Genomic DNA, 8,863 nt, shown 5'->3' with positions numbered 1-8,863 from the left:
CTCCGCTTAGCATGACGGTCCTAAAGACAAGCTCGACCTTCTCTGAAATCCGACTTTCGAAATCCCACTTTCCTTTCCCCCTCTTAATGAACACCTTAAAAGCCTTAACTCCTTAATGGTTTTCACCCTCTTGGCTCTTATTCCACCTAATAATGGCTCAAGTCACGACACCTGACAACCATTACAACAAAATTACTTTAGGTCAACTCCATCAACATTTTTTGTTTTTCTGAATTTTTATATTAATTAGCGCCAAAATCACTCGAGTTGATTTTATGAAGCCCTAGCAGTCATGAAAATATTTTCCGAACAAATAAAAATGTTTTTTATATATAAATTTTTGCTTTTTAAAAAAAGTGTTTTTAATTTAGCCCCATCAAATAGACGAATTAATAAATTTAGCGTAACATATGAAAAAGTCATTCTTTACTTCCAGATGGGGACTCGTTCTGTCCCTAGGTGTATTGCTGAGTTATTCTTGCTCAGATGATCCTGAACCAACTCCTCCTCCTGTCAACGAACCTCCCGTCAATGAGGAGCCGACTACACCGCCAACCAGTAACGTAAACTGGAATAGGGTTAGTGTATTCTCTGAGGATATGTACAATTCCACCTACTTAGATGGTAAATTTACCGCATTAGGAAGGAATTTTCTTTATTATGATGCGAGTCTAGAAACTGAAAATGAACGTCAGTTTTTAGGAGATTACCTTACCCGATTGGGCAGGTATAAATTACCGCTTTCAGATAAAATTTTTGTATCCCGTACCGAATTGGATGTCTTGATTTTTCCAATGGGTGAATTGGACCCTAGCAAGCAAATTACTTTGAGATTAAGTGAAATCGATCCGGCATTCAAAGCTTTTGAGGACATACAGTTCTGGCAAGGTGATGTCTTGGGTGTAAACAAATCAGGAACGGCTGTTTTGGTGCCTTACAGGACAATTAAAGATGGACTTTCTGTTAATAACCCTAGTTTCCTGTTGCTTAAAACCGATTTGGAAGATGGAGTAGTGGTAGTCAAAGACACTTTGATTGTTGATGAAAATATTAGGGACTTTTATGTGGAAGCATCTGCTGTAAGCTCTAATGAAAACTTTTTCATAGTCAATATTGAAGGACGTTCTTACTTGATTGACCATGACGGGAATGTAGAGGAGTTAAGTGAGCACCGTGTGGTGGCAGTTGAAAAAGGCAATCAGGTGTTTTTTATTGAAGAAGACAGACGAAGAGACAAGTTGGTGGTTTATGTTTCAGGGCCTGAGGGCAAAAACAGGAATTTAGTAGGAGAAACAGACCTAAATGAGGATTTGATAAGGGCTGATTACACTGTTGTCCGTGATCAATTAGTAGGTTTCGAAGGAAATAAAATATTCAAACTTACTACGGCAAATAATCAAGTTCGAGTGGATATGTTGCCGAACGGCAGTGTTGCTGGTGCCATATCTTCTATGAATCAAATTGGTGAGGATAAAGTGGTAATTACCATTATCCGTCAAGGTCAAGGTGGTGCATTTTCCCTCTCTGTGAACTCTCTATTGGATCAATAGGTAGATAATTATTATGAATGATTTAAAAAGGACAGCATTTTTGTTGTCCTTTTTTATTTTTTATGTAGAAATCGCACAATTGTGCAAGTAGTGTTTTTTTTATTACCTAATGAAAAAAAGTCAGTCCATTGGCTCTGTTTAATTTTATTTAATAACCTAGTTAACAAAAAATGAAGCATTCTTGGCTGGGGAAATCAAAAAAATGACAAAAATTGTAAATCATAAGCAATTCTGAATGTATACATTGTTTTACTACTGATACGATTTATTCTGTTTTTTAACATAAAATCTAATTATTTTAAACAAATCGTTGGTGAAAAAATAAAATACTAAAACTTTGTTTTTTTAGGAATTTTTTCACCTATTTGGTGTGAAATTCCTTTGAATTGTATTTATTTACAGTCTGAATCAATATTTTGTTATGTACATATATGGAGCTTCTGGACATGGGCGGGTGATTATAGATCTTATAGAATCATTTGAAAAAATCCATGGTATTTTTGACGATAACCCAGAAAAACAAGAGATTTTAGGATATCCGGTGCTCGGCGCTATTCCCAATCATTTTATATTCAAAAGCAGCCTGTTCATTGCTATTGGAGATAACGCTACAAGAAGGCGCATTGCTTTGGATCTTGAGGATAGGGTTCGATTTGCCAATATCATTCACGATTCAGCCATTTTCTCCAAAAGAGCCTATTTGGGTTCAGGTTGTGTGGTAATGGAAGGGGCTATTGTCAAAGTGAACAGTACGCTCGGTGATCAAGTGATTGTGAATACAGGGGCTTCCATCGATCATGACTGTAACATTGGAGACTACGTACACATTGCCCCACAAGCCACGCTTTGTGGGGGGATCAATGTGGGAGAGGGAAGCCTTATCGGGGCCAATGCCATCATTCTTCCCGGGGTACAAATTGGAAAATGGTGTACCGTTGGTGCAGGAAGTATCGTGCATCAGGATATCCCAGATGGTCATAAGTGGATAGGTAATAAAGTAATGCCCCAACCTGTTCCTATGGTGGTAGGGAAGTAAAAGCTGAGGATTTTAATTTACAAAATCAATGAGTTTATTGTAATTCTTAATTGCTTCTTATACCTTTATTTCCGATTTAGAGTGTTAATTAGTTTGCCCTAGGTGTAATTGTTTTAATTTGTTCATGGAGTTTTTTAAAAACCTGAAAGTAGTACCACGTTGGTTAATCGTATTGATTGATGGCTTGATCATCTTTCACGCTGCTTTTTTCGCTTTTTTTATCCGCTTCAATTTCAATTTGGAGTTGGTGGATAGGTTTGAGGCACTTCCTGCTGTTTTGGTGTTTACCGGCCTGACCTTGTTGGCCATGATGGTTACCCGGTCTTATGTGGGAATTGTACGGCACACCAATCTCAACGATCTTATCAACATGATGAAAATGTTGGGTCTGAGCCATGTTTTTTTATTTACATTGAAGTATGCTAACCAATGGTATGCTTTTGCGGATAACCTGCTATTTATACCATTTTCGGTAGGACTGATAGCATCATTACTGGCCTTCCCATTATTGCTGGGTTACCGCCTGCTGATCAAGCAACTGTATTTTTATACCCAGTACCTCAGCAATAGGGAACGGATTAAAAAAGTCATCATATATGGGGCGGGTGAAGCCGGAATTTTAACATTCCATACCCTTTCGGGTAACGGGGGTTCAAGATGGATGCCTGTGGCTTTTGTAGACGATGATCCTAAAAAAGAAGGAAAGCTGTTACAGGGGAAAAAGATTTTTCTGGGTATCGAAGGATTGAAAAAGGCAGTGGAAAAATTGGAGGTGCAGGAGGTGGTTATAGCGATCAATTCAATCAGTCCCTCCAGAAAGCGGATTATTGTGGATGCCTGTTTGGAATTGGATATCCCTGTTAAAATTATCCCTCCGGCCAAGGAATGGTTTGATACAGGGTTGAAATCCAATGATATCCGCGATGTGAAAATTGAGGACTTGCTGAGTCGGGAAGAGATAGTCCTTGAAAAGGAGAATGTCATTAAAGACCTAACAGGTAAAGTGGTTTTGGTAACCGGTGCTGCCGGGTCTATAGGTTCAGAACTATGTAGACAATTGCTTCGCTGTAAGGTTTCCATGCTTTTGATGGTGGATCAGGCCGAATCGGCACTTTATGAGATTGAACAGGAATTACTTACACTCCACAAAGGAGTGCCTCGCAAAGCTTTGCTTCTTGATATTCGGTGTAAAAAAAGGGTAATTGATGTTTTTGAGACCTACAATCCGGATGTGGTATTCCATGCTGCTGCCTATAAGCATGTTCCTTTGATGGAGGCTTATCCAAAGGAAGCCATTTGGACCAATGTCCTGGGGACAAAAGTTTTGGCGGATGTATCCTGTCATTTCCAGGTAGATAAATTTGTCATGGTAAGTACAGACAAGGCGGTCAACCCTACCAATGTGATGGGTGCCAGTAAAAGGGCAGCAGAGATGTATGTACAATCCTTGGATAGACATATGAGTATGCGGGATTACCAGCATCACACCAAATTCATTACTACCCGCTTTGGAAATGTATTGGGTTCCAACGGTTCTGTTATTCCCCTTTTCAAAAAGCAGATTTTGGAAGGTGGACCGGTAAAAGTAACTCACCCGGAAGTTACCCGCTATTTTATGACCATTCCTGAGGCCTGCCAATTGGTATTGGAAGCAGGGGTCATGGGAATAGGAGGAGAAATTTATGTTTTTGACATGGGTGACCCCATCAAAATTGTGGATTTGGCACGAAAAATGATACAATTGGGTGGCAAAAGAGTGGGACAGGATATCCAAATTGAATTCTCGGGATTGCGACCGGGAGAAAAGTTGTACGAGGAGTTGCTGAATAATTTTGAATTGGTCAAACCCACACACCATCCCAAGATAAAAATAGCCCAAGTTATGGCTGCAGATTATCAGAGGATGAATGAGGACTTGAAAGCATTAAAAGGCTTTGTGGAAACAGGGGATGAAATGGAATTGGTAAAGCAACTGAAAAGTATGATACCGGAGTTTATCAGCCATTACTCTAGGTTTGAAGCATTGGATAAGCCTGATCAAATCCTCAATTAACATATTGTTTGCTGAAGATTCAAGCAACCAAAGTAAGTTTGGTAAACCATATTATTACTGTGGTTTTCGTTTTAAAAACGAACAATTTCTGTGTGTGAAATGCAAGAAATATTTAAGATTTAAAAATATAAAAAATTCCATAAATAATTCATTTATTTTAATTTCGAACCATAAGCAAAATAAATTAGGTCAGGGATTTGTTTTTTAACCGATTACTGCCTTTTTTTGCTCTAAATCTGACTTTTATGTATATTTTATTTACTGTTCTGACTGCCTTTTTGATAGGTTTTTTATCTATGCCTGTTTTGATAAGCGCATTCAAAAAAATGCATGTGCTTGATAAGCCCGGCGGAAGAAAAATCCACAAAAGTGAAACCCCGTCTATGGGTGGTATCGTGATTGTCTTTTCGGTGTTGTTAACCGCCTTCCTTTGGCTGGATCTTGATTACCTGGTAGAGATAAGGTATGTGATTGCGGCCTTGGCCCTTGTGTTTTTTGTTGGGTTAAGGGATGACTTGGTTGACCTTTCACCATTTCAAAAACTTGGAGGACAGTTTGTCGCTACATTTATGGTGGTATTTATGTCTGATATCCGTATTTCCAGTCTATATGGCTTTATGGGTATTTATGAATTGCCGATACTTATAAGTTACGGGCTAACCTTTATCACCATCATTGGTCTGACCAATGCTTTTAACCTGATTGATGGGTTAGATGGATTGGCAGGTACCATCAGTGTACTGACCTTTGGTTTCCTTGGATGGTGGTTTATGGCTGTGGGCATGGAGGCATTTGGTTTGTTTTCATTGATCTTAGTGGGTTCTGTTTTGGCTTTTTTGGTTTTCAATTGGCATCCGGCCAAAATTTTTATGGGAGATACAGGATCCCTGAGTTTGGGTTTTGCTTTGTCAATCCTCACCATATTGTTTATTGATGCCAATGGTCATTTGGCTTCTGTCAATCCATGGAAGTTTAATGCACCTATTGCCTCTGGTATGGCATTGATGATTGTCCCGATTTATGATACAGTGAGGATCTTTGCCAGAAGAATAAGAAGAGGGCGTTCTCCATTTGCACCGGATAAAAATCATGTGCACCATTTCCTGATGCGTATGGGGTTGGGCCATGATAAAGTTGCCCTCACTTTGGGTGTTGTCAAATCCTTTTTTATCGCCCTGATATTTATTGGGGCAGCATATTCTGATTACCTGATGTTGCCATTGATCATTTTTACAGCAGTGCTTTTTGGAGCTCGTCTGGATTCAGTGACCTTGAAGAGGGTGAAAGAGAATGCCAAAAGTGCACCTCCAGTGCTTCAGAACAGGCCCAAGCGTGTAAAACATAAGCCATTGATTGAAAGACCGGTGGCTGATGAAATGCATATGTCAAATAATTGATTTTTATTCCTTAGCAGAGATTCCCTATTCTCCATCCAAAATTCTTAACTTTGCAGCTTAATTGAAAAGCGTGTGAAGGCGAAAACATTAAAAAAAGACAAGGTCAATATCATTACCATGGGTTGTTCCAAAAACCTGGTGGACTCAGAGGTATTGTTGACCCAACTGAAAGGCAATGGCATTGAGGCCAGCCATGAATCGAACAATCAGGATAATAACATCATCATCATCAATACCTGTGGTTTTATAGATAATGCCAAACAGGAATCCATCGATACGATTTTACAATATGTAGATGCCAAGGAGAGGGGGCTGGTGGACAAGGTGTATGTGACCGGATGTCTGTCACAGCGGTATAAAGACGATTTGGAGAAGGAGATTCCACAGGTGGATGCCTACTTTGGCACCAGGGATTTGCCTGCTTTGTTGAAGAAATTCAAGGCGGATTATAAGCACGAGCTGGTCGGGGAGCGTCTGCTTACCCACAATGCCCATTATGCCTACATGAAGATATCAGAGGGCTGTGATCGGCCCTGCTCATTTTGTGCGATTCCCCTGATGCGTGGGGGACATGTTTCCAGGCCTATAGAAGAATTGGTGAAAGAAGCCCAGCATAAGGCAGCCAATGGCACAAAAGAATTGTTATTGATTGCGCAGGACTCCACTTATTATGGTTTGGATTTGTATAAAAGAAGAAATCTGGCCGATCTGATGCGCGCTCTTTCAGATGTAGATGGGATTGAGTGGATAAGATTACACTACGCTTTTCCGACAGGATTCCCCATGGATGTAATTGAAGTGATGAAAGAGCGGCCCAACATCTGCAATTATCTGGATATTCCTCTTCAGCACGGCTCAACTTCTGTTTTGAAGACCATGAGAAGAGGTACAACCCGGGAGAAGCAAGAAGAATTGATCCACTCCATCCGAGATATTATCCCTGAAATCGCGATCAGGACTACTTTGATCACCGGCCATCCTGGAGAAGGTGAGGCAGAGTTCCAAGAAATGGTGGATTTCGTCGAAAGGATGAAATTTGAACGCTTGGGTGTGTTTACGTACTCCCATGAGGAAAATACCCATGCCTTTACTTTGGAAGACAGTACACCGGAGGAAGTCAAACAGCAGCGGGCCAACCACCTCATGGAAATTCAGGAACAGATTTCATATGACCTTAACCAGGAAAAAGTTGGAAAGACTTTCAAAGTATTGATCGATAAGAAGGAGAACGGATATTTTGTAGGAAGAACCGAATATGACTCTGTGGAAGTGGACAATGAGGTGTTGATCGATGCTTCCAAACACTATTGCAGAATAGGGGATTTTGTGGAAGCTAAAATCACGGAGGCCACGGAGTTTGATTTGTATGGGGAGGTGGTTTGATGGACTGAGAGACATGGAGACTGAGAGACTTGGAGACGGAGAGACGAAGGGGCGGAAAGAGGTTAAAGGTTTAAGGCTTAATGTTTAAGTGGGATTTCGAAAGCGGATTTCGGAAAAAAGGGGAGACTTGGGGACCTAGGGACGTGAGTGACTGAGAGCGAGGGAAAGATAGGAGAGATTAAGAGTTTAAGGCTTAAGGGTTAAAGGAGCGTGTACGTTGTCACGCGTTTCCGAACGCGGGACGATTGGTTTTGGAACGATGGCCTTGACCATCGTTTTGTTGTCCCGCCCTTTGGGGCAGGGAAATGACAAGGTGAATCCTTTGACACTAGCTGACCTTTTTTGTAAATTGAACTCCACTTTTTACTTTTGCCTTTTTACTTTTGCCTTTTGCCTTCATTCCTCATTCCTCACTCTTCATTCCTCATTTTCTACGCATCACTCTCCATTCTTCACATCAATTTAACCTGTCAGCTGTGGTATTTTTAAAGGCTTGTTTTAAATTAGAAAAAAAATAAAAGCCATGCACCGTAATATCCTAATCATCTTTTTCTCTTTTCTGACCATGAATATACAGGCCCAATTTAATTATGACCTACAGGGTCATAGGGGTTCCAGAGGAATTATGCCCGAGAATACCATTCCTGCCATGATTAAGGCCTTGGACTTAGGGGCGACAACCCTTGAACTTGACCTGGCCATTACAAAAGACGGGGAGGTGATCCTTTCCCATGAACCTTGGATGAACCCGGTCATTTGCCTGGACCCTGAAGGAAATGTCCTGGAAATCAATGACCGCTCGCACAATATCTACCAGTTGACTTACGCCGAGGTGCTGCAATACGATTGTGGCAGCAAGTTTCACCCCGGTTTTCCCCAGCAGGTGAAGTTTCATGTAAGCAAACCGAGGTTGGAGGATATGATCGATGTGATAGAGAAATATGCGGCTGACTTTGGACTTCCATCACCCAATTACAATATTGAAATCAAGAGCATGCCTGAGGGCGATGATCTTTACCATCCTGCACCTCCTGCCTTTTCAGATAAGGTGGTCAGCCTTTTACTGGAAAAGCTAAGTCCAGAACGCTTTAATATCCAATCTTTTGATTTCCGCGTATTGCAATACATCCATAGGGCCCATCCTTCCATTACTTTGGCCATGTTGGTAGAACAGGCGGATAAATCTGCTGAGCAGTTGGCCGAATTAGGTTTTCAACCCCAGATTTATTCTCCTTATTTTCATGCCTTGACTGTTGAGATTGTAGAAACATTGCAGGCCAAGGGAATGAAAGTGATTCCCTGGACTGTCAATAGGACTGAGCAGATGGAGAAATTATTGGAGATGGGGGTGGATGGTATCATTACGGATTATCCCAATTTGGCGCCGAAGCGTTAGGATGTATAGAATGTGAGACTTAGGAACTTAGTGAGGAGGAAAGTTTAA

6 protein-coding genes are annotated in these 8,863 nt (G+C 40.8%); all 6 read left to right on the top strand.

All coding sequences use genetic code 11. The annotated features are described in order from the left end of the window. The first annotated feature begins 410 nt into the window (after positions 1-410). A complete protein-coding gene (locus B879_RS19565; RefSeq protein WP_009186959.1) occupies positions 411-1,550 on the top strand; it encodes a hypothetical protein in 1,140 nt (379 codons plus the stop codon). Between the two features lie 421 nt (positions 1,551-1,971). Then, positions 1,972-2,586 carry an acetyltransferase gene (locus B879_RS19560; protein ID WP_009186958.1) on the top strand — a complete coding sequence of 205 codons (615 nt, stop codon included), beginning with the start codon at positions 1,972-1,974 and terminating at the stop codon, positions 2,584-2,586. A gap of 124 nt (positions 2,587-2,710) precedes the next feature. Continuing rightward, the gene (locus B879_RS19555) at positions 2,711-4,639 is read left to right on the top strand and encodes a polysaccharide biosynthesis protein (RefSeq protein ID WP_009186957.1); all 1,929 of its coding nucleotides are present in this window, start codon (positions 2,711-2,713) and stop codon (positions 4,637-4,639) included. Between the two features lie 245 nt (positions 4,640-4,884). Beyond that, entirely contained in the window at positions 4,885-6,036 is a 1,152-nt protein-coding gene (locus tag B879_RS19550) for a glycosyltransferase family 4 protein (protein ID WP_009186956.1), read from the top strand. Between the two features lie 72 nt (positions 6,037-6,108). Beyond that, a complete protein-coding gene (rimO, locus tag B879_RS19545) occupies positions 6,109-7,419 on the top strand; it encodes a 30S ribosomal protein S12 methylthiotransferase RimO (RefSeq protein ID WP_009186955.1) in 1,311 nt (436 codons plus the stop codon). A gap of 523 nt (positions 7,420-7,942) precedes the next feature. After that, positions 7,943-8,815 carry a glycerophosphodiester phosphodiesterase gene (locus tag B879_RS19540; protein ID WP_009186954.1) on the top strand — a complete coding sequence of 291 codons (873 nt, stop codon included), beginning with the start codon at positions 7,943-7,945 and terminating at the stop codon, positions 8,813-8,815. Positions 8,816-8,863 lie beyond the last annotated feature (48 nt).

The sequence above is a fragment of the Cecembia lonarensis LW9 genome, assembly GCF_000298295.1.
Lineage (GTDB): Bacteria > Bacteroidota > Bacteroidia > Cytophagales > Cyclobacteriaceae > Cecembia > Cecembia lonarensis.
Note: the sequence above shows the minus strand (reverse complement) of the source record. Positions and strands in the feature narration are given on the sequence as shown.

Bases quoted from the DNA above. Each gene is read 5' to 3' on its own strand.
- B879_RS19555 (WP_009186957.1), top strand. From the start codon at position 2,711: ATGGAGTTTTTTAAAAACCTGAAAGTAGTACCACGTTGGTTAATCGTA.
- B879_RS19565 (WP_009186959.1), top strand. From the start codon at position 411: ATGAAAAAGTCATTCTTTACTTCCAGATGGGGACTCGTTCTGTCCCTA.
- B879_RS19550 (WP_009186956.1), top strand. From the start codon at position 4,885: ATGTATATTTTATTTACTGTTCTGACTGCCTTTTTGATAGGTTTTTTA.
- B879_RS19560 (WP_009186958.1), top strand. From the start codon at position 1,972: ATGTACATATATGGAGCTTCTGGACATGGGCGGGTGATTATAGATCTT.
- B879_RS19540 (WP_009186954.1), top strand. From the start codon at position 7,943: ATGCACCGTAATATCCTAATCATCTTTTTCTCTTTTCTGACCATGAAT.